Source organism: Pseudomonas sp. NFACC46-3, from assembly GCF_900114515.1.
Lineage (GTDB): Bacteria > Pseudomonadota > Gammaproteobacteria > Pseudomonadales > Pseudomonadaceae > Aquipseudomonas > Aquipseudomonas fluorescens_Q.
Genome location: NZ_FOTH01000029.1, coordinates 14,957 through 35,222, shown reverse-complemented (window position 1 = coordinate 35,222; position 20,266 = coordinate 14,957). Strand labels below are relative to the sequence as shown.

Sequence of the window (20,266 nt, the reverse complement as noted above, 5' to 3'; positions counted from 1 at the left end):
GGGCAGTACGCCAGTCTGGTCTACTACCCGATACTTGGCCTAGACTGATCTCCTGAGTCGCGCCCGCGTCCCGCTTCGTTTTTAAGGCCTTTTTGCATGTCCGATCCTCGTTACCAGGTCGACGTCAGCGTCACCACCCGTTTTCTGGCAGAACAGTCGCAACCCGAGCATGACCGCTTCGCTTTCGCCTACAGCATTACCGTGCGCAATAACGGCTCCTTGCCGGCCAGGCTACTGTCACGGCATTGGATCATCACCGACGGCGATGGCCATGTCGAAGAAGTGCGTGGCGAAGGTGTGGTCGGCCAGCAGCCGTTGATCGATGCAGGCAAGAGCCACAGCTACAGCAGCGGCACGGTGATGACGACCAAGGTCGGCACCATGCAGGGTACCTACCAGATGCTGGCCGAGGACGGCAAACGCTTCGACGCCGTCATCAAACCCTTTCGCCTGGCCGTGCCCGGAGCCCTGCACTAATGGCCACGTATGCGGTCGGTGACCTGCAAGGCTGCCTCGACCCGCTCAAATGCTTGCTGGAGCGCGTTGCTTTCGATCCTCAAAAAGACACGCTGTGGCTGGTGGGCGACCTGGTCAACCGTGGCCCGCAGTCCCTTGAGACGTTGCGCTTTCTCTACAGCATCCGCCAGTCGCTGGTGTGCGTGCTCGGTAACCACGACCTGCATCTGCTGGCTGCCTGGCAGAACATCGAGCGCCTGAAAAAATCCGACACCTTGAGCGAAATTCTCGACGCCCCCGATTGCGTTGAACTGCTGGAGTGGTTGCGCCAGCAGAAGCTCATGCACTACGACGAGGCGCGCAACCTTGCACTGGTCCATGCCGGCATCCCGCCCCAGTGGTCCCTGCGCAAGGCGCTCAAGTGCGCTGGCGAAGTCGAACAGGCATTGCGTGACGACAACCTGTTCGCCCCCTACCTGGACGGCATGTACGGCAACGAGCCGGTCAAGTGGGACAACGACCTCACCGGCAGCGCTCGTCTTCGCGTCATCACCAATTATTTCACGCGCATGCGCTTCTGCACCCGCGACGGCAAGCTCGATCTCAAGGGCAAGGAAGGTATCGAGACGGCGCCGCCCGGCTATGCCCCCTGGTTCAAGCACAGTGAGCGCAAGACCCGTAACCTGAAGATCATTTTCGGGCACTGGGCCGCACTCGGCGGCCAATCCGACGAACCCGGCGTCTTCGCCCTCGATACCGGTTGCGTGTGGGGCAGTGCCATGACCCTGATGAACGTCGACACTGGCGAGCAACTGCATTGCGATTGCGATGAACAGGGCCACGCCAAAACCCATCACCCGACCACTGCACCATTGCCGGCCGGCACTGCCGTTTGACCGGCGTTGCGCTTCAGCTACAGGAGCCCCTCATGAGCGAATTCAAACGCATCCCCCCGGAACAGGCCCAGGCCCTGCGCGAGCAAGGCGCGGTCGTCGTCGACGTTCGCGACCCAGCCACGTTTGCGGCTCTGCATATCAGTGGCGCCAAGCATCTGGATAACCACTCCATCGCTGACTTCATCCGCGCCGCCGACCTCGATGCGCCGACCGTCGTGGTCTGCTATCACGGCAACTCCAGCCAGAGCGCAGCCGCCTATCTGGTCAGCCAGGGCTTCACCGACGTCTACAGCCTGGACGGCGGCTTTGAGTTGTGGCGTGCGACCTATCCTTCAGAAACAGCGCAAGACAATCACGAATAATTTTTTATGCCGTCCAAGCCCGCGTGAACCGTGGGCTTGAGCGATGGCAGACGAACGGTCTGCCATAACTAATTACGTATTCCACCTTTACCTCCGCGATTCCGAACTATCCTTAGCCTCAGGCCATCCAAAACAGGGGAGAGCCGGTACACCGGCGCGCGGGTCATCGGGAGTCAGCTTTCAAGAGCCTGCATGCTTGAAAGCATTCTGGGGGGTAAAACGGCAACTGGGTTCCCAGCGGCTGTCCAGCATCGACTGATTGATCCGACACCGGCTCCACGTATCGAGCGAGGTGACGTCATGAGCATTTTTAGCCACTTCCAGCAACGTTTCGAGTCCACGCGGCAGGAGGAATACTCGCTGCAGGAATACCTCGAACTCTGCAAGCAGGACCGCAGTGCCTATGCATCGGCTGCGGAGCGTCTGTTGCTGGCCATCGGAGAACCGGAGCTGCTGGATACCTCGACCAACTCGAGGCTCTCGCGAATTTTTTCCAACAAGGTGATTCGCCGCTATCCGGCCTTTGCGGACTTCCACGGGATGGAAGAATGCATCGAACAAATCGTGTCCTATTTCCGCCACGCCGCCCAAGGCCTGGAAGAGAAGAAACAAATCCTTTATCTGCTCGGCCCCGTGGGTGGTGGTAAATCGTCCCTGGCCGAGAAGCTCAAGCAACTGATCGAAAAAGTGCCCTTCTACGCCATCAAGGGCTCACCGGTGTTCGAATCGCCTCTAGGGCTTTTCAACGCCACTGAAGATGGCGCGATCCTCGAGGAAGACTTCGGCATTCCACGCCGCTATCTCAATACCATCATGTCGCCCTGGGCAACCAAGCGCCTGGCCGAGTTCGGCGGTGACATCAGCCAGTTCAAGGTGGTCAAGCTCTACCCATCGATCCTCAACCAGATCGCGGTGGCCAAGACCGAACCGGGTGACGAAAACAACCAGGATATTTCCGCCCTGGTGGGCAAGGTCGATATCCGTAAACTGGAAGAATTCCCACAGAACGACGCCGACGCCTACAGCTATTCGGGTGCACTGTGCCGGGCCAACCAGGGCCTGATGGAATTCGTCGAAATGTTCAAGGCGCCCATCAAGGTGCTGCACCCGCTGCTGACCGCCACTCAGGAAGGCAACTACAACAGCACCGAGGGGCTGGGGGCCATTCCGTTCACCGGCATCCTGCTGGCCCACTCCAACGAATCGGAATGGCATACCTTCCGCAACAACAAGAACAACGAGGCCTTCATCGACCGGATCTACATCGTCAAGGTGCCGTATTGCCTGCGAGTGAGCGATGAGGTGAAGATCTACGACAAGCTGCTGTTCAACAGTTCGCTGTCCAAGGCCCATTGCGCACCCGACACCCTGAAGATGCTTGCCCAGTTCACCGTGCTGTCGCGCCTCAAGGAACCGGAAAACTCCAACATCTATTCGAAGATGCGCGTGTACGACGGTGAAAACCTCAAGGACACCGATCCGAAGGCCAAGTCGATCCAGGAATACCGCGACAATGCGGGGGTCGACGAAGGGATGAACGGGCTGTCCACACGCTTCGCGTTCAAGATCCTGTCCAAGGTCTTCAACTTCGACCCTCACGAGATCGCGGCCAACCCGGTTCATCTGCTGTATGTGCTGGAACAGCAGATCGAGCAAGAGCAATTCCAGGCCGAAACCCGCGAGCGCTACCTGCGTTTCCTCAAGGAATACCTGGCCCCGCGCTACATCGAGTTCATCGGCAAGGAAATCCAGACGGCGTACCTGGAGTCCTACAGCGAGTACGGCCAGAACATCTTCGACCGCTACGTGCTGTACGCAGACTTCTGGATCCAGGACCAGGAATACCGCGACCCGGAAACCGGCGAAATCCTCAATCGCGTGGCCCTCAACGAGGAACTGGAGAAAATCGAGAAACCGGCGGGCATCAGCAATCCGAAGGACTTCCGCAACGAGATCGTCAACTTCGTATTGCGCGCCCGGGCCAACAACAACGGCAAGAACCCAACCTGGCTCAGCTATGAAAAGCTGCGGGTGGTCATCGAGAAGAAAATGTTCTCCAACACCGAAGACCTGCTGCCAGTCATCAGCTTCAACGCCAAGGCCAGCAAGGAGGATCAGCAAAAACACAACGATTTCGTCACACGCATGGTCGAACGTGGCTATACCGACAAACAGGTACGACTGCTCTCCGAGTGGTATCTGCGGGTCCGGAAATCGCAGTAAGCAGCGGCAAGCTTCTAGCTACAGCCTGTAAGGGAACGGCGTTGAGCCCATGGCTCGACGCCACGCCCCTTGCAGCTTGAAGCTTACGACTTGAAGCTCCTCTGGAGGGGCCTATGAGCTATGTGATCGACCGACGCCTTAATGGCAAGAACAAGAGCACGGTGAACCGCCAGCGGTTTCTGCGGCGTTACCGTGACCACATCAAGAAGGCCGTCGAAGAGGCGGTCAGCCGGCGTTCCATTACCGACATGGAACACGGCGAACAGATCAGCATCCCCGGTCGCGACATCGACGAGCCGGTGCTTCACCATGGTCGTGGCGGCAAACAGACCGTCGTGCACCCCGGCAACAAGGAATTCACCAGTGGCGAGCACATCCCCCGTCCCCAGGGCGGAGGCGGCGGCAAGGGACCCGGCAAGGCCGGTAACTCCGGCGAAGGCATGGATGAGTTCGTGTTCCAGATCACCCAGGAGGAATTCCTGGAGTTCATGTTCGAGGACCTGGAGCTGCCGAACCTGGTCAAGCGTAACCTGACCGGCACCGACACCTTCAAGACCGTGCGTGCCGGTATCAGCAACGAAGGCAATCCATCACGCATCAACATCATCCGCACCCTTCGCTCAGCCCACGCCCGGCGTATCGCGCTGTCGGGCAGCAGCCGGGCAAAACTACGCGAGGTGAAGGAAGAACTGGCCCGCCTGAAACGGGAAGAACCCGACAATTTTGGCGACATTCAGGACCTTGAAGCGGAAATCGAGAAACTCAGCGCCCGCATCCATCGCGTACCGTTCCTCGACACGTTCGACCTCAAGTACAACCTGCTGGTGAAACAGCCAAACCCCAGCTCCAAGGCGGTGATGTTCTGCCTGATGGACGTCTCCGGCTCCATGACCCAGGCCACCAAGGACATCGCCAAGCGCTTCTTCATCCTGTTGTACCTGTTCCTGAAACGGAACTACGACAAGATCGATGTAGTGTTCATCCGCCATCACACCAGCGCCCGGGAAGTGGATGAAGAGGAATTCTTCTATTCCAGGGAAACCGGCGGCACCATCGTCTCCAGCGCCCTGAAGCTGATGCAGGAGATCATGGCCGAGCGCTACCCCGCCAACGAATGGAACATCTATGCAGCCCAGGCGTCGGACGGCGACAACTGGAACGACGATTCACCGATCTGCCGTGACATCCTGATCAACCAGATCATGCCGTTCGTCCAGTACTACACCTACGTGGAAATTACTCCACGCGAACACCAGGCCTTGTGGTACGAATACGAACGGATTGCCGAAGCTTTTTCCGACACATTTGCCCAACAGCAATTGGTCTCGGCCGGGGATATCTACCCGGTCTTCCGTGAACTCTTCCAGCGCAGGTTAGTGACATGACCGCCAAAAAAGAGCAGAAGCGCCAGCCTATTTCCACCGGCTCCGAATGGACATTCGAGCTGATCAAGGCCTACGACCGCGAAATCAGCCGTATCGCGGACCGTTATGCCCTCGACACCTACCCGAACCAGATCGAGGTGATCACCGCCGAGCAGATGATGGACGCCTACGCGTCAGTCGGCATGCCGCTGGGCTATCACCACTGGTCCTACGGCAAGCACTTCCTCAGCACCGAGAAATCCTACAGCCGGGGCCAGATGGGGTTGGCCTATGAGATCGTCATCAACTCCGATCCCTGCATCGCCTACCTGATGGAAGAAAACACCATCTGCATGCAGGCCCTGGTGGTGGCGCATGCCTGCTATGGGCACAACAGCTTCTTCAAGGGCAACTACCTGTTCCGCACCTGGACCGATGCCAGCTCGATCATCGATTACTTGGTGTTCGCCAAGCAGTACATCATGCAATGCGAGGAGCGCCATGGTATCGACGCGGTGGAGGACCTGCTGGACTCCTGCCACGCCCTGATGAACTACGGCGTGGACCGCTACAAGCGGCCGTATCCGATTTCCGCCGAAGAAGAACGCCGGCGCCAGAAGGATCGCGAAGAGCACCTGCAAAAACAGATCAACGATCTGTGGCGCACCATTCCCAAAGGTGCAGACAAGTACAACGAAAAAGACAATGCCCGCTTCCCTGCCGAGCCCCAGGAGAACATTCTCTATTTCATTGAAAAACATGCGCCGCTGCTGGAGCCGTGGCAGCGGGAAATCGTGCGCATCGTGCGCAAGATCGCCCAGTACTTCTATCCACAGCGCCAAACCCAGGTCATGAACGAGGGCTGGGCCACGTTTTGGCACTACACGCTGATGAACGACCTGTACGACGAGGGCCTGGTCACAGACGGCTTCATGATGGAATTCCTGACGTCCCACACCAGCGTGGTGTTCCAGCCTGGCTTCGACAGCCCGTACTACAGCGGTATCAACCCTTACGCACTGGGCTTCGCCATGTACCGCGACATCCGGCGCATGTGCGAAAACCCCACCGAGGAAGATCGTCGCTGGTTCCCGGAAATTGCCGGCTCGGACTGGTTGTCCGCCATTAAATTCGCCATGAGCAGCTTCAAGGACGAAAGTTTCATCCTGCAGTACCTCTCGCCCAAGGTGATCCGCGACCTGAAACTGTTCAGCATCCTCGATGACGATCAGAAAGATGACCTGCTGGTACCTGCCATTCACGATGAGGGCGGCTACCGCATCATTCGCGAAACCCTGGCGGCGCAGTACAATCTGGGCAATCGCGAACCCAATGTGCAGATCTACAGCATTGACCGCCGCGGGGATCGCTCGCTGACCCTGCGGCACCAGGCACACAACCGCAAACCACTGGGCGACTCCACCGACGAAGTGCTCAAGCACCTGCATCGCCTCTGGGGTTTCGACATCCACTTGGAAACCCTGCAAGGCGACCAGGTGATGAAAACCCATCACGTCCCCCCCAGAGGCGAACAAGCCGAAGGAGACTACGGTCGCCTGGACCTGGCCGTCATTCATCTTTGATTCCGTTTTCGCCTCCGGACGTCCGACGCAAAGGTTATCCTGTCGGACCAACGGAGGTTTTTTATGCAGATCTATAAAGTCGGCGGCGCCGTTCGCGACCGCCTGCTAGGCATTCCCGTCACCGACATCGATCGGGTCGTGGTGGGTGCCACCGCCGAGGAAATGCTCGCCAAGGGGTTTCGCCCGGTGGGAGCCGATTTTCCGGTATTCCTAGACCCAAAGAGCGGCGAGGAGTACGCCCTCGCCCGCACCGAACGCAAGAGCGGCCGAGGCTATGGCGGCTTCGTGTTCCATGCCAGCCCTGAAGTGACCCTGGAGCAGGACCTGGTTCGCCGGGACCTGACGATCAACGCCATGGCCGAAGATGACCATGGCAACCTGACCGATCCGTACCACGGCCAGCGCGACCTGGAAGCCCGGGTGCTACGCCACGTTTCCCCCGCTTTCGCCGAAGATCCGCTCCGAGTCCTGCGGGTTGCCCGCTTCGCCGCGCGTTATGCTCCGCTGGGCTTCAAGGTGGCGGACGAAACCCTTGAACTGATGCGCCAACTCAGCGAGTCCGGCGAGCTGGAAGCACTGACGGCCGAGCGCAGTTGGAAAGAAATTTCCCGCGCCCTCATGGAAAAACAGCCGCAGGTATTTATCCAGGTCTTGCGCGACTGCACGGCCCTCAAGGTCCTGATGCCAGAGGTCGATGCGCTGTTTGGCGTACCCCAGCCTGAAGCCCATCATCCGGAAATCGACACTGGCGCCCATACCCTGAGCGTGCTGGAACAAGCCGCCCTGCACCAACAACCGCTGACAGTCCGCTGGGCCTGCCTGCTCCATGACCTGGGCAAAGGCCTGACGCCCCAACACGAATGGCCGCGACACATCGCCCATGAGCACACGGGGTTGAAGCTGATCAAAGCGGTCAACGAGCGCTTCAAGGCGCCCCGCGACTGTCAGGAATTGGCGTTACTGGTAGGCCAATACCACACCCATGGTCATCGCGCGCTTGAGCTCAAGGCGTCCACTTTGCTTGAGCTGCTGCAGAGTTTCGATGTGTACCGTCGTCCTCAGCGCTTCGAGGAATTCATCGCAGCCTGTGAGATGGATGCGCGGGGGCGCAAAGGGCTTGAAGACAGAAGTTATCCACAGGCTGATTATTTGCGGGGCGCTGCGGCAGCAGCCCGCGCAGTGGCGGTGCAGCCCTTGCTGGAGAAAGGCTTCAAGGGACCGGAGCTGGGTGAGGCGATCAAGCGCGAGCGCCTCAAGGCGTTGAAGGCCTATAAGGAGGCGGCGAGCTGACGGGCGTTTTCAGGTCAGTTCGCATTCCGGCCGGATGTAACGCCGCCATCGCGAGCAGGCTCGCGATGACGGCAGGCGCCTCACAGCAGATTCGATGGCGTAAGCTGCTGGCCACGCCATTCGAAAGCCACTGGCGCCAGCACCTGGTCGATCTGCGATTCTTCCCACAAAGTGGCGAAGCTTTTGCCGACGCCTGGGTGAATCCGATCCGGCGCGATCAACGACAAAGGCCACAGGACGAAGGCGTTCTTGAGGATTTCCGCACGCGGCAAGATCAACCCATCGAAGTTGCCGACCTGTTCGCCATACAACAACACGTCGATATCCAGCGGCAGCCCCTTGCGGTCCGGCGCATAGCGACCGTTGTCCGCCTCGATGAACTTGAGACGACGATCCAGCTCCATCAGCGGCAGATCCGTGAAGGCCGAGACGACGAAATTGAAGAATGGCCCGCTCTTGATACCCACCGGCTGGCTCTCGAACACGGCCGAACAGCGGATGTCCACCAGGAAACCGGCCAAGGCTTCAAGACCGGCGCACAGATGGGTTTCGCGCTCGATATTGCTGCCGAGCCCGAGAAAAACCTGAGTCAGCGACATCCGCGCTCGATCTCCACACCAACGCCACTGGCCGCCGGTACGGCGCCAGGCTTGGTTAATTTCAGACGCAGCCAGGTGATCTTGAACTCATCCATGAGCTCCTGGGCCAGTCGCTCGGCAAAGGTCTCGACCAATTGGAACTGCGCCTGTTCGGCAAATGCCTGGATGCGCGACGATACGCTGGCGTAGTCGAGTGCCAGGGTCAGGTCGTCGCCCGCGGCGGCCGGACGGTTGTCCCAGGCGAAGCTCAGGTCAAGCCGCAGGCACTGTCGGATGCCTCGCTCCCAGTCGTAGGCCCCGATTACCGTGTCGACTTCCAGGCCCTCGATAAACACTCTGTCCAAGCACTCTTCTCCGCAGCACGACAAGGGCGCAATGCGCCGTTAGAATCAGGGCGTCCTCGCCCGGAATAGTTAGCATGTTTTGGTTACTGGCGATTCTCGCCTACCTGCTCGGCTCGCTGTCCTTCGCCATTTTGCTCAGCCGCCTGACCGGTCGCCCGGATCCGCGAATGAGTGGCTCAGGCAATGCCGGCGCCACCAACATGCTGCGCCTGGCCGGACGCAAACTCGCCATCCTGACCCTGCTGGGCGACCTCTGCAAAGGCCTTGTCCCGGTATTGATCGCCAGCCTCGCAGGGCTCTCGTTGCAGCAACAGGCCTGGATTGGCGTCTGCGCCGTCATCGGCCATCTATTCCCGCTGTACTTTCGCTTTCGTGGCGGCAAGGGTGTCGCCACCGCCGCCGGCATGCTGCTGGGCCTGTACCCGCCCGCCGCCCTGCTGGCTGTCTGTGCCTGGCTGCTGACGTTCTACCTGACCCGCACCAGTTCCCTGGCCGCGCTGATCGCCACGCCGCTGACCCTGCCGTTGCTGGCCTGGCAGGAACCGGCGGCCTTGCTACCGATGACCGCGCTGGTTGCGCTGATCGTCTGGCGTCACCGGGGCAATCTACGCGACCTGTTCGCCGGGCGCGAACGGCATTTTTAAATGACGCTTCACAGGGGCGCCAACTGCTCCATCGGCCAGCGCGCCTGTACGCTGATCGCCAGGCTTTCGTGCTGGCCGGCCTGCAAGCGCTGGCAACCGGCAAAGGCAATCATCGCGCCGTTATCTGTACAGAACTCCGGTCGGGCGTAGTAAACGTCGCCTTTCATGTCGCCGAGCATTTTCTCCAGCGATGTCCGCAAGGCCTTGTTCGCGCTCACGCCGCCCGCGATCACCAGGCGCTTGAGCCCGGCCTGCTTGAGGGCACGCTTGCACTTGATGGTCAAAGTCTCCACCACGGCCTGCTGGAACGCCAGCGAGATGTCGCAACGGGCTTGTTCACTGTCGTCCCCGGCGCTGACGCACTGCTGCCAGGTGTTCAGGGCGAAGGTCTTCAACCCGCTGAAACTGAAATCCAGGCCAGGACGGTCGCACATCGGCCGTGGGAACACGAAACGCCCATCGACCCCTTGCGTCGCAAGCCGGGAAATTTCCGGCCCACCGGGATAATTGAGGCCCATCATTTTTGCAGTTTTGTCGAACGCTTCGCCGGCAGCATCATCGAGCGTCTCGCCGAGCAACTCGTATTGGCCGATGCCATCGACTCGAATGAGCTGCGTATGACCGCCCGATACCAACAAAGCGACGAACGGAAATTGCGGCGGTTGCGACTCCAGCATCGGCGCCAGCAGATGACCTTCCATGTGATGCACGCCCAAGGCCGGAATCCCCCAGGCAAAGGCCAGCGCCTGGGCACAGGAGGCGCCCACCAGCAACGCGCCCACCAGGCCCGGGCCGGCGGTGTAGGCGATGCCGTCGATCTCGGTCGGCACGCAGCTGGCTTCGGCCAGGACCTGACGGATCAAGGGCAGCATGCGCTTGACGTGATCGCGGGAGGCAAGCTCAGGCACCACCCCGCCGTAGGCACGGTGCAGGTCGATCTGGCTGAACAGCGCATCGGCCAGCAGGCCACGTTCACTGTCGTAAAGTGCGACACCGGTTTCGTCGCAGGAGGTTTCTAATCCCAGTACTAGCATGGGTTTGCGCCTTGTAGAGGCTGAATTCGAAGGCGCGCATAATAGTCGCCGCGTTGTGCCCCGACCAGCGGTTTTCGATCAGAGGCTTTGCATTCCGAGCGTTGAGGGGTTAACATCCGCAACCCTTAAAAACCGACGTCTTCAAGTGCTCTTTTGCCGCGAGGATGTTGACCCCGGTAATGAATGAAGGTAGCTCTGGATGCCAGCCGTCAAAGTAAAAGAGAACGAACCCTTCGACGTAGCTCTGCGTCGTTTCAAGCGCTCCTGCGAAAAAGCCGGTGTTCTGGCTGAAGTTCGTAGCCGCGAATTCTACGAGAAGCCGACTTCTGAGCGTAAGCGCAAGGCAGCAGCCGCTGTTAAGCGTCACGCCAAGAAAGTTCAGCGCGAACAGCGCCGCGCCGTACGTCTGTACTAATACACAGACGTCCGTAGCAAGCTTCTGCCAAGCCCGGCCTTCAAGCCGGGCTTATGGCATTTGCGGAATAACGCTTGATGCTTCACTGTCAAATGTCGCAGACGCGACATAGACAACCTGCTTCACCGCGTCAGACCTGGCTCTTTTGCCAGCGGTGCACGTCTTTCCTGACGAGCCTTCCAAGGCTACCGACGAGCACACCCTGATTCCTCTAACGACGATCAGCCCAAGGCACCTGCCTGCGTGTCCGCTTCATGAGCTATCCGAGGCCTGAACAGCCGTTACCGGACTCAGCGCAACACATTCAAACAGTCGAATACTGATAGTTATTAACGTCAGTGGATTATCGGCAGATACACTTCCCGACAGCGATGATGCAGACGACCCGGTCGAGCCACCGATTTAGCGTGCCTCAAACCCAGACCCGGTTACGCCTGCCGATTTCGGGTCCATATTTCGCGCAGTGATGATGAGAACGCCATGGCCGGGCTGATTCCCCAGAGCTTTATTGACGACCTCCTGAACCGCACCGACATCGTCGACGTGGTCAGCTCTCGCCTGCAAATGAAGAAAGCGGGCAAGAACTACACGGCCTGCTGCCCGTTCCATAAAGAAAAAACGCCTTCTTTCAGCGTCAGCCCCGACAAGCAGTTCTACTATTGCTTCGGCTGCGGCGCTGGCGGCAATGCCCTCGGCTTCATCATGGACCACGACAACCTGGACTTCCCCCAGGCCGTCGAAGAACTGGCCAAAGCCGCCGGCATGGAAATACCCCGGGAGGAAAGCGGTCGACAGCACAAGCCACGCCAACCGACCGATTCTCCGCTTTATCCACTGCTGACGGCGGCGGCGGATTTTTATCGCCAGGCCCTCAAAAGCCATCCGGCACGCAAGGCTGCGGTGGATTATCTCAAGGGCCGCGGCCTGACCGGCGAAATCGCCCGGGACTTCGGCCTCGGCTTCGCCCCGCCCGGCTGGGACAACCTGTACAAGCACCTAAGCAGCGATACGCTGCAACAGCGAGCCATGATCGACGCCGGCCTGCTGATTGAAAATGCCGAAACCGGCAAGCGCTACGACCGCTTCCGCGACCGGGTCATGTTTCCGATCCGCGACACACGCGGACGGATCATCGCCTTTGGTGGCCGGGTGCTGGGCGACGACAAGCCGAAATACCTGAACTCCCCGGAAACCCCGGTGTTCCATAAGGGCCAGGAACTCTATGGCCTGTACGAAGCACGCAAGAACAACCGCAACCTCGATGAAATCATTGTCGTCGAAGGCTACATGGACGTTATTGCCCTGGCCCAACAAGGCCTGCGCAACGCTGTGGCGACCCTGGGCACGGCCACCAGCGAAGAGCACATGAAGCGCCTGTTTCGCGTCGTGCCCAACGTGCTGTTCTGCTTCGACGGCGACCAGGCCGGTCGCAACGCCGCCTGGCGCGCCCTGGAGGCGACCTTGCCGTGCCTGCAGGACGGCCGGCGGGCACGCTTCCTGTTCCTGCCCGAGGGCGAGGACCCGGACACACTGGTGCGCTCCGAAGGCACCGATGCGTTCCGTGCGCGGATCAACCAGCACGCACAGCCGTTGGCCGACTATTTTTTCCAGCAATTGACCGAAGAAGCCGATCCACGCTCCCTCGAAGGCAAGGCCCACATGGCCACCCTCGCGGCACCGTTGATCGACAAGGTGCCAGGCGCCAACCTGCGCACACTCATGCGCCAGCGCCTGAGCGAGATCACCGGCCTGAACAGTGAAGCGGTCAATCAACTGGTGCACAGCGCCCCCCAGGAGGCGCCACCAGCTTATGACCCGGGCATCGATTACGACGCGATGCCGGATTTCGCCGACTATCATCAACCTCAGCAGGATTACGCCCCCCAGCAGGAATGGACACCGAAAAAACCCGGCAGTGGCGGCAAGAAATGGGACAAGAAACCCTGGGACAAGAACGGCAAGCGCGGCGATCGCGACCAGCCACGTGCCCCGCGCGTGCCGGCCGCCGTCGAACCACCAACACTGGCCGCCTTGCGCACCTTGCTGCATCACCCGCAACTGGCGGAAAAAGTAGAGGACGCCGGGCACTTCGCCGCCGAGGACCACAGCAATACGCAATTGCTGGTCGCACTCCTTGAAGCCGTGCAGAAGAACCCCAAGCTAAACTCTTTCCAGTTGATTGCACGGTGGCACGGCACCGAGCAGGGGCGCCTGTTGAAGGCCCTGGCCGAGAAGGAATGGCTGATTGAGGGAGATAACCTTGAACAACAGTTTTTCGACACCATTACTAGCTTGTCCGCCCGCCAACGCGAGCGAAACCTGGAACAACTTCTGCGAAAAGCTCGCCAGAGCGAGTTGACCAGCGAAGAGAAAAACCAATTGCGCGACTTACTCAGCCGCAATGTTTGCGCATCAAACCCGACCTCAACTGGCGCGTGAGGTCACAGCTCAGGTATAATCCTCGGCTTGTTTTTTGCCCGCCAAGACCTTCAGTGGATAGGGTGTTATGTCCGGAAAAGCGCAACAGCAGTCTCGTATCAAAGAGTTGATCCTATTGGGTCGTGAGCAGGGCTACCTGACTTACGCGGAGGTCAACGACCACCTGCCGGAGGATATTTCAGATCCGGAACAGGTGGAAGACATCATCCGCATGATCAACGACATGGGGATCAACGTATTCGAGGTTGCTCCAGATAAGGATGCCCTTATGCTGGCCGACGCCGATACCGACGAGGCGGCCGCTGAAGAAGCGGCCGCAGCGTTGGCAGCGGTCGAGACCGACATTGGTCGCACCACGGACCCCGTGCGCATGTACATGCGTGAAATGGGTACGGTAGAGCTCCTCACACGTGAAGGCGAAATCGAAATCGCCAAGCGTATTGAAGAAGGCATCCGTGAAGTGATGGGCGCTATCGCGCACTTCCCTGGCACGGTTGACCATATTCTCTCCGAGTACACCCGCGTCACCACCGAAGGTGGCCGCCTGTCCGACGTCTTGAGCGGTTATATCGATCCGGACGACGGCATTGCGCCGCCTGCCGCCGAAGTGCCGCCACCGATCGACGCGAAAGCCGTCAAGGCCGACGACGACACCGATGACGACGACGCCGAAGCGAGCGACGACGAGGAAGAAGCCGAAAGCGGTCCGGATCCGATCATCGCAGCACAGCGTTTCGGCGCTGTGGCCGACCAGATGGAAATCACCCGCAAGGCGCTGAAAAAGCACGGCCGCAACAACAAGCAGGCGATTGCCGAGCTGTTGGCACTGGCCGAGCTGTTCATGCCGATCAAGCTGGTACCCAAGCAATTCGAAGGCCTGGTCGAACGTGTTCGCAGCGCCCTGGATCGCTTGCGCCAGCAAGAGCGCGCGATCATGCAGCTTTGCGTGCGTGATGCCCGCATGCCGCGTGCCGATTTCCTGCGCCAGTTCCCTGGCAACGAAGTCGACGAAAGCTGGACCGATGCACTGGCCAAGGGCAAGAGCAAATACGCTGAAGCCATTGCCCGCCTGCAACCGGACATCGTTCGCTGCCAGCAGAAGCTCAGTGCGCTGGAGGCCGAGACTGGCCTGAGCATCGCCGAGATCAAGGACATCAACCGTCGCATGTCGATCGGCGAGGCCAAGGCCCGTCGCGCGAAGAAAGAGATGGTCGAAGCGAACTTGCGTCTGGTGATCTCCATCGCCAAGAAGTACACCAACCGCGGCCTGCAATTCCTCGACCTGATCCAGGAAGGCAACATCGGCCTGATGAAGGCGGTGGACAAGTTCGAATACCGTCGCGGCTACAAGTTCTCGACTTATGCCACCTGGTGGATCCGTCAGGCGATCACTCGCTCGATCGCCGACCAGGCCCGCACCATCCGTATCCCGGTGCACATGATCGAGACGATCAACAAGCTCAACCGTATTTCCCGGCAGATGCTGCAGGAAATGGGTCGCGAACCGACGCCGGAAGAGCTGGGCGAACGCATGGAAATGCCCGAGGACAAGATCCGCAAGGTATTGAAGATCGCCAAAGAGCCGATCTCCATGGAAACCCCGATCGGTGATGACGAAGACTCCCATCTGGGTGACTTCATCGAAGACTCCACCATGCAGTCTCCGATCGATGTCGCCACTGTCGAGAGTCTCAAGGAAGCGACTCGCGAAGTACTCTCCGGCCTCACTGCCCGTGAAGCCAAGGTACTGCGCATGCGCTTCGGCATCGACATGAATACCGACCACACCCTTGAGGAAGTCGGTAAGCAGTTCGATGTAACCCGTGAGCGGATTCGTCAGATCGAAGCCAAGGCGTTGCGCAAACTGCGCCACCCGACGCGAAGCGAGCATCTGCGCTCCTTCCTCGACGAGTGACCTTCAAAACCCCCGGCCCTGCCGGGGGTTTTGCTATGCACAGATAAAATCCCCTTCGCTACGCTCCTCAGCACCCTGTTGCCCGTCTACACTCGAATCATCCTCACCAAGCCATGACGAGACAGTGATGCCCAGACTGACGGCCGCGCTTTTGCTGTCATTGATGACCTGGACCGCAACAGCTGGCGCGTTGACGCTCACCGACGAGGAGCTCCGCTGGCTCAAGGACCACCCCGACCTGCGCCTGGGTGTCGATGCCTCATGGCCGCCGTTTGAGTTTCGTGACGACCAGGGCCGCTATCAGGGCTTGGCCGCCGACTACGTCGACATCATTCGTGAACGGCTGGCCATCAAGCTCACACCCATCGAGCCGGTCAGTTGGACCGCCGTGCTGGAGCAGGTCGCACAGGGCAAGATAGACCTTTTGCCGGGCATCATGTCTACACCGGAGCGTCAGAACTACCTGGCATTTACCCGCCCTTACCTGGATTTCCCCATCGTCATCCTGGCCCACCGCGGTGGCGCCCAGCCGCACAACCTCAAGGAACTGTACGGGCTGAAAATAGCCGTGGTGGAGAACTATGCCCCCCATGAATTGCTGCGCAACCACCACCCCGACCTGAACCTCGTGGCGCTGCCCAACGTCAGTTCAGCCCTGCAAGCCCTGGCGATCGACGAGGTGGACGCGGTAGTGGGCGATCTGGCCTCCAGCGTCTGGAGCCTGCGTCAACTCAAGCTCGAAGGCCTTTATGTCAGCGGGGAAACGCCGTATCGCTATCAGTTGGCAATGGCCGTCCCTCGAGACAACAAGATATTGGTGGGCATCCTGGACAAGGTCATGGCGGACATGAGCCCCGCCGAAGTTGCCGAGATCCAGCAGAAGTGGGTCGGCAATGTGCACGACTACCGCCAGCTCTGGTCAGACTTGCTGCTTTACGGCCTGCCTGCGTTGCTGCTCCTGGTCGGCATACTGGCAGTGGTGATTCGCATCAACCGCCGACTCAGCTCGGAAATCGCCCGGCGGGTCGAGCTGGAACAGGAGCTGCGCAGCAGTGAATACCATTACCGTGGGCTGGTGGAGAGCCTGTCGGCCATCGCCTGGGAGGCAAGGGTCAGCGACTTCACTTACAGCTACGTTTCGCCCCACGCCGAAGACTTGCTGGGCTATCCCCTTTCCCATTGGCTGATACCGGGCTTCTGGCGCAACATCATTCATCCCGCCGACCTGATCCGTGCCCAGACCTATTGCGATCATGAAGTGCTGGCGGGTCGCGACCACTGCATCGATTATCGTGTGATCACTGCCGATGGCCGTTGCCTGTGGGTGCGCGATATTGTCAGCCTGATCGAACACGGGCACGAACCGGTGATGCGTGGGCTAATGATCGACATCAGCGAAGCCAAGCGCACCGAGGAAGCCCTGCGCCTTTCGGAGCAGAAATTTGCCTCGGTGTTCCGCCAGTGCCCGGACATCCTGGTGATTGCACGGTTGTTGGACGGTTGCCTGCTGGAGGTCAACAAGGCCTTCGAAGAGCAGATCGGCCTGAGCGCCGCCGAGGTGGTGGGACACAGCGCAACCGAACTGAATATCTGGGGCATCCAGGGCGTGGGGCCGGGCCTGTTGCAGCGCTTGCAGGCCGGTAGCATTCGCAACCTGGAAATGCCCTTCCGCCGTAGCAATGGCCAGGTGTTCACCGGGCTGATCTCCGCCGAGCCCTTCGACCTCGACACGACGCCAGCCCTGGTCGTGGTGGTGCGGGACATCAGCCAGCTCAAGGAAACCCAGCAGCAATTGCAGACATCCGAAGAGAAGTTTGCCAAGGCGTTCCACGCCTCGCCCGATGGCCTGCTGTTGTCCCGGCAAAGCGACGGCCTGCTGATCGAAGTCAACGAAGGCTTCAGTCGCATTACCGGTTTCAACAGTGCCCTGTCGGTGGACCGCTCTACCCTGGACCTGGGCATCTGGGTCAACCTCAACGAGCGAAAGCAGATGCTCGACCTGCTGAAGCGGGACGGCTTCGTCAGGGACTTCAGCTGCCACATCCGTCGCAACGACGGGCAGATCCGGCTCTGCGAAGTCTCCAGTCGCCCGCTGCCCATCGGCAACGAAAACTGCATGCTGACCATCGCCCGGGACATCACCGAACGCCATCTCATGCAGGAGAAACTGCAACAGGCCGCCACCGTGTTCGAAAGCACTGCCGAAGGCGTGCTGATCACCGATACGCAACAGCACATCAGCGCGGTAAACCGAGCCTTCACCGAAATCACCGGCTACAGCGAAACCGAAGCCTTGGGCCATACGCCCCGGTTGTTGGCTTCCGGCCTGCACGACAGCGCGTTTTACGCCGCGATGTGGCATCAGTTGACGGCCGAAGGGCACTGGCAAGGAGAGATCTCCAACCGACGCAAGAACGGCGAGCTGTACCCCAGTTGGCTGACCATCAGCGCGGTGCGCAATCGGGACCGACAGATCACCCATTTCGTCGCGGTCTTCGCCGATATCTCCAGCCTCAAACACGCCCAGGCCCGTCTCGACTACCAGGCCCACCACGACCCGCTGACCGGCCTGCCGAATCGCACGCTGTTCGAAAGCCGCTTGCTGGCAGCTCTCAATGGCCAGCAGGAAAACGGTAGCCAGGGTGCCGTGCTGTTCCTGGACCTGGACCGCTTCAAGCACATCAATGACAGCCTCGGGCACCCGGTCGGCGACCTGTTGCTCAAGGGCATTGCCGTGCGCTTGCGCGAGCAGTTGCGCGACATCGACACCGTGGCGCGCCTGGGCGGCGACGAGTTCATTATCCTGCTGCCGGGCCTGCAACAGCCCAGCGATGCGGAGCACATCGCCCAAAAACTGTTGAACTGTTTTGCCGCTCCGTTCCAGGCCGGCGAGCACGAGTTCTTCATCAGTGCCAGCATCGGTACCAGCCTCTACCCGCAGGACGGCTGCGACGTCGCCACGCTGGTGAAGAATGCCGACGCGGCGATGTACCGTTCCAAGGCCAAGGGACGCAACCGGGTGGAAAGCTATACCCGCGACCTCACCGCCCAGGCCAGCGAGCGAGTGGCCTTGGAGCATGAGCTACGGCGGGCGATTGAACGCAACGAGTTGTCATTGTCCTTCCAACCCAAAATCAGCCTCGTCGACAACCAACTGGTAGGTGCCGAAGCATTGATCCGCTGGACGCACCCCACGTTTGGCGACGTGCCGCCGGAACACTTCATCCCCCTGGCGGAAGAAAACGGCATGATCCTGCAAATCGGCGACTGGGTACTGGAGCGCGCCTGCCGGCAGCTGTGTGAATGGAATGACGCCTACGACAGCCTCGGCCCTCTTTCGGTCAACCTAGCCGGAGCCCAGTTGCGTCAACCCAATCTACTGGGGCGCATCGAACAACTGCTGCGAGAGCACCAGCTCGAACCCGGCTTATTGCAACTGGAAATTACCGAAAACTTCATCATGAGCCAGGCCGAAGAGGCCCTGACAGTGCTGCACCAGCTGAAAAAACTCGGCGTGCAATTGGCCATCGACGACTTCGGCACGGGCTATTCCTCCCTGAGCTACCTCAAGCGCCTGCCACTGGACATCCTCAAGATCGACCAATCCTTCGTCCGCGGCCTGCCCGACGACCCCCATGACGCGGCCATCGTACGGGCAATCATCGCCCTGGGCCGCAGCATGCAATTCACCATCATCGCCGAGGGCGTCGAAACCCTGGCCCAACAGCAATTCCTGACCGAGGAAGGTTGCGAACAGATCCAGGGCTACATCGTCAGCCTGCCCCTGTGCGCCGAGGAGTTCGCCGCAACGTTTCTTCGTGTGCGCGTATCGGATTTTTCGGATAGCACAGCCGAGAAACCGTCGCTATAATCCGCGACCTACTGAGGGCCTATAGCTCAGTTGGTTAGAGCAGAGGACTCATAATCCTTTGGTCCACGGTTCGAGTCCGTGTGGGCCCACCATACAAAAAGCCGCGCATTGCGCGGCTTTTGCATTCTTGAGCCTGTTGACTCTTGCGCCCTAGGCGAAGGTCTTAATAAACGGCTCTGCACACTGCCTGATGGCTGCGACCACATTCGGTGCCTGTTCACAAAGTTCAGTCAAGCGGGCCAGCACTTGTTCCAGTGTTTGCAACTGGTCGTCATCAGTCGAACACTCCCTGGATTTCCTCAAGCGTAGGCATCGCAGCCGGTACCACGGCGAACTCACAATCCAGGGCCCCCAGGACTCGTGCATAGGCAAGCATCCCCACCGACGGGTCACCCTTTTCGATGGCAATGACCTTCTGCCGAGTGACACCTGCCAAGGTAGCGAGATTGGCCTGGGTCAGGCCGCGATTGCGGCGGCGCTTGCGAACCTGCTCGCCCAGACGCATGAGGATGAGGGAATAATCCATGTTATGTATACAAGACAAATAAGATTAAATGTAACGTATACCTAACTTCCCAAAAAATCAAAGCAGATATGCCCTCGAAGTTAACGTGCTCACCTTTCACCGGAACATCCGTCCCCCGAATCGACTTCAAAAGCTCTCCGTTGCTTGACCGCGATAGCAACTTTGGCAACTGGCCGCCCCCTTTCCTTGTTCCTCGACTCACCTGGAAGTAATACTCTGGGGAATTAACGACGGGCGAGGCCCGTTCAACCTTCCTCAAGCGAGATCCCCATCATCGCCAGCCCCAGCCTCTCCCGACTGTTTCT

At 59.7% G+C, this 20,266-nt stretch carries 16 protein-coding genes and 1 tRNA gene; 13 read left to right on the top strand and 4 right to left on the bottom strand.

Annotated features, from left to right (window positions below; genetic code table 11):
- Positions 1 to 96 precede the first annotated feature (96 nt).
- The 7 genes from apaG (at position 97) to BM300_RS23550 (ending at position 8,174) form a co-directional block, all read left to right on the top strand.
- The gene (apaG, locus tag BM300_RS23580; RefSeq protein WP_003206172.1) at positions 97 to 477 is read left to right on the top strand and encodes a Co2+/Mg2+ efflux protein ApaG; all 381 of its coding nucleotides are present in this window, start codon (positions 97 to 99) and stop codon (positions 475 to 477) included.
- A complete protein-coding gene (locus BM300_RS23575) occupies positions 477 to 1,352 on the top strand; it encodes a symmetrical bis(5'-nucleosyl)-tetraphosphatase (protein WP_003206174.1) in 876 nt (291 codons plus the stop codon). Before apaG ends, BM300_RS23575 begins: the two co-directional genes overlap by 1 nt.
- Positions 1,353 to 1,384: 32 nt before the next feature.
- A complete protein-coding gene (gene glpE, locus BM300_RS23570) occupies positions 1,385 to 1,714 on the top strand; it encodes a thiosulfate sulfurtransferase GlpE (protein WP_092464193.1) in 330 nt (109 codons plus the stop codon).
- A gap of 300 nt (positions 1,715 to 2,014) precedes the next feature.
- Positions 2,015 to 3,937 carry a PrkA family serine protein kinase gene (locus BM300_RS23565; protein WP_003206178.1) on the top strand — a complete coding sequence of 641 codons (1,923 nt, stop codon included), beginning with the start codon at positions 2,015 to 2,017 and terminating at the stop codon, positions 3,935 to 3,937.
- A gap of 113 nt (positions 3,938 to 4,050) precedes the next feature.
- A complete protein-coding gene (locus BM300_RS23560) occupies positions 4,051 to 5,322 on the top strand; it encodes a YeaH/YhbH family protein (RefSeq protein WP_025215799.1) in 1,272 nt (423 codons plus the stop codon).
- Positions 5,319 to 6,884 carry a SpoVR family protein gene (locus tag BM300_RS23555; RefSeq protein WP_063324107.1) on the top strand — a complete coding sequence of 522 codons (1,566 nt, stop codon included), beginning with the start codon at positions 5,319 to 5,321 and terminating at the stop codon, positions 6,882 to 6,884. The genes BM300_RS23560 and BM300_RS23555 overlap by 4 nt, the downstream gene beginning before the upstream one ends.
- A 63-nt stretch (positions 6,885 to 6,947) precedes the next feature.
- On the top strand, positions 6,948 to 8,174 hold the full coding sequence (locus BM300_RS23550; RefSeq protein ID WP_063324106.1) for a multifunctional CCA addition/repair protein: 1,227 nt from the start codon (positions 6,948 to 6,950) through the stop codon (positions 8,172 to 8,174).
- 80 nt (positions 8,175 to 8,254) lie between these two features.
- On the opposite strand, the gene folK is transcribed toward BM300_RS23550, so the two are convergent.
- A complete protein-coding gene (gene folK / locus BM300_RS23545) occupies positions 8,255 to 8,773 on the bottom strand; it encodes a 2-amino-4-hydroxy-6-hydroxymethyldihydropteridine diphosphokinase (protein ID WP_057449623.1) in 519 nt (172 codons plus the stop codon).
- Positions 8,764 to 9,117 (bottom strand): dihydroneopterin aldolase, encoded by a 354-nt coding sequence (folB, locus tag BM300_RS23540; protein ID WP_003206187.1) that lies wholly within the window; start codon positions 9,115 to 9,117, stop codon positions 8,764 to 8,766. Before folB ends, folK begins: the two co-directional genes overlap by 10 nt.
- 74 nt (positions 9,118 to 9,191) lie before the next feature.
- Between folB and plsY the strand changes: the two genes are divergently transcribed.
- Positions 9,192 to 9,761 (top strand): glycerol-3-phosphate 1-O-acyltransferase PlsY, encoded by a 570-nt coding sequence (plsY, locus tag BM300_RS23535; protein ID WP_003206189.1) that lies wholly within the window; start codon positions 9,192 to 9,194, stop codon positions 9,759 to 9,761.
- An 8-nt stretch (positions 9,762 to 9,769) separates the two neighbouring features.
- Here the strand turns inward: plsY and tsaD are convergent, their stop codons facing one another.
- Positions 9,770 to 10,795: a tRNA (adenosine(37)-N6)-threonylcarbamoyltransferase complex transferase subunit TsaD gene (gene tsaD, locus BM300_RS23530; RefSeq protein WP_072342444.1), complete on the bottom strand. Its 1,026-nt coding sequence runs from the start codon at positions 10,793 to 10,795 to the stop codon at positions 9,770 to 9,772.
- 199 nt (positions 10,796 to 10,994) lie between these two features.
- Here tsaD and rpsU point away from each other — a divergent pair, with 199 nt between their 5' ends.
- The 5 genes from rpsU to BM300_RS23505 all read left to right on the top strand — a co-directional run bounded on the left by rpsU (position 10,995) and on the right by BM300_RS23505 (position 19,527).
- A complete protein-coding gene (gene rpsU, locus BM300_RS23525; RefSeq protein WP_002551877.1) occupies positions 10,995 to 11,210 on the top strand; it encodes a 30S ribosomal protein S21 in 216 nt (71 codons plus the stop codon).
- A 480-nt stretch (positions 11,211 to 11,690) separates the two neighbouring features.
- Complete coding sequence (gene dnaG / locus BM300_RS23520; RefSeq protein ID WP_072342441.1) at positions 11,691 to 13,649, top strand: DNA primase; 1,959 nt, start codon at positions 11,691 to 11,693, stop codon at positions 13,647 to 13,649.
- Between the two features lie 67 nt (positions 13,650 to 13,716).
- The gene (rpoD, locus tag BM300_RS23515; RefSeq protein WP_063324103.1) at positions 13,717 to 15,564 is read left to right on the top strand and encodes an RNA polymerase sigma factor RpoD; all 1,848 of its coding nucleotides are present in this window, start codon (positions 13,717 to 13,719) and stop codon (positions 15,562 to 15,564) included.
- A gap of 127 nt (positions 15,565 to 15,691) precedes the next feature.
- Positions 15,692 to 19,435, top strand: coding sequence for a bifunctional diguanylate cyclase/phosphodiesterase (locus BM300_RS23510; protein WP_092464191.1), 3,744 nt, complete (start codon positions 15,692 to 15,694; stop codon positions 19,433 to 19,435).
- 15 nt (positions 19,436 to 19,450) lie between these two features.
- Positions 19,451 to 19,527: transfer RNA gene (locus tag BM300_RS23505), tRNA-Ile, on the top strand.
- 182 nt (positions 19,528 to 19,709) lie between these two features.
- Here BM300_RS23505 and BM300_RS23500 read toward each other — a convergent pair.
- On the bottom strand, positions 19,710 to 19,961 hold the full coding sequence (locus BM300_RS23500; protein WP_170845954.1) for a helix-turn-helix transcriptional regulator: 252 nt from the start codon (positions 19,959 to 19,961) through the stop codon (positions 19,710 to 19,712).
- Positions 19,962 to 20,266: the final 305 nt, after the last annotated feature.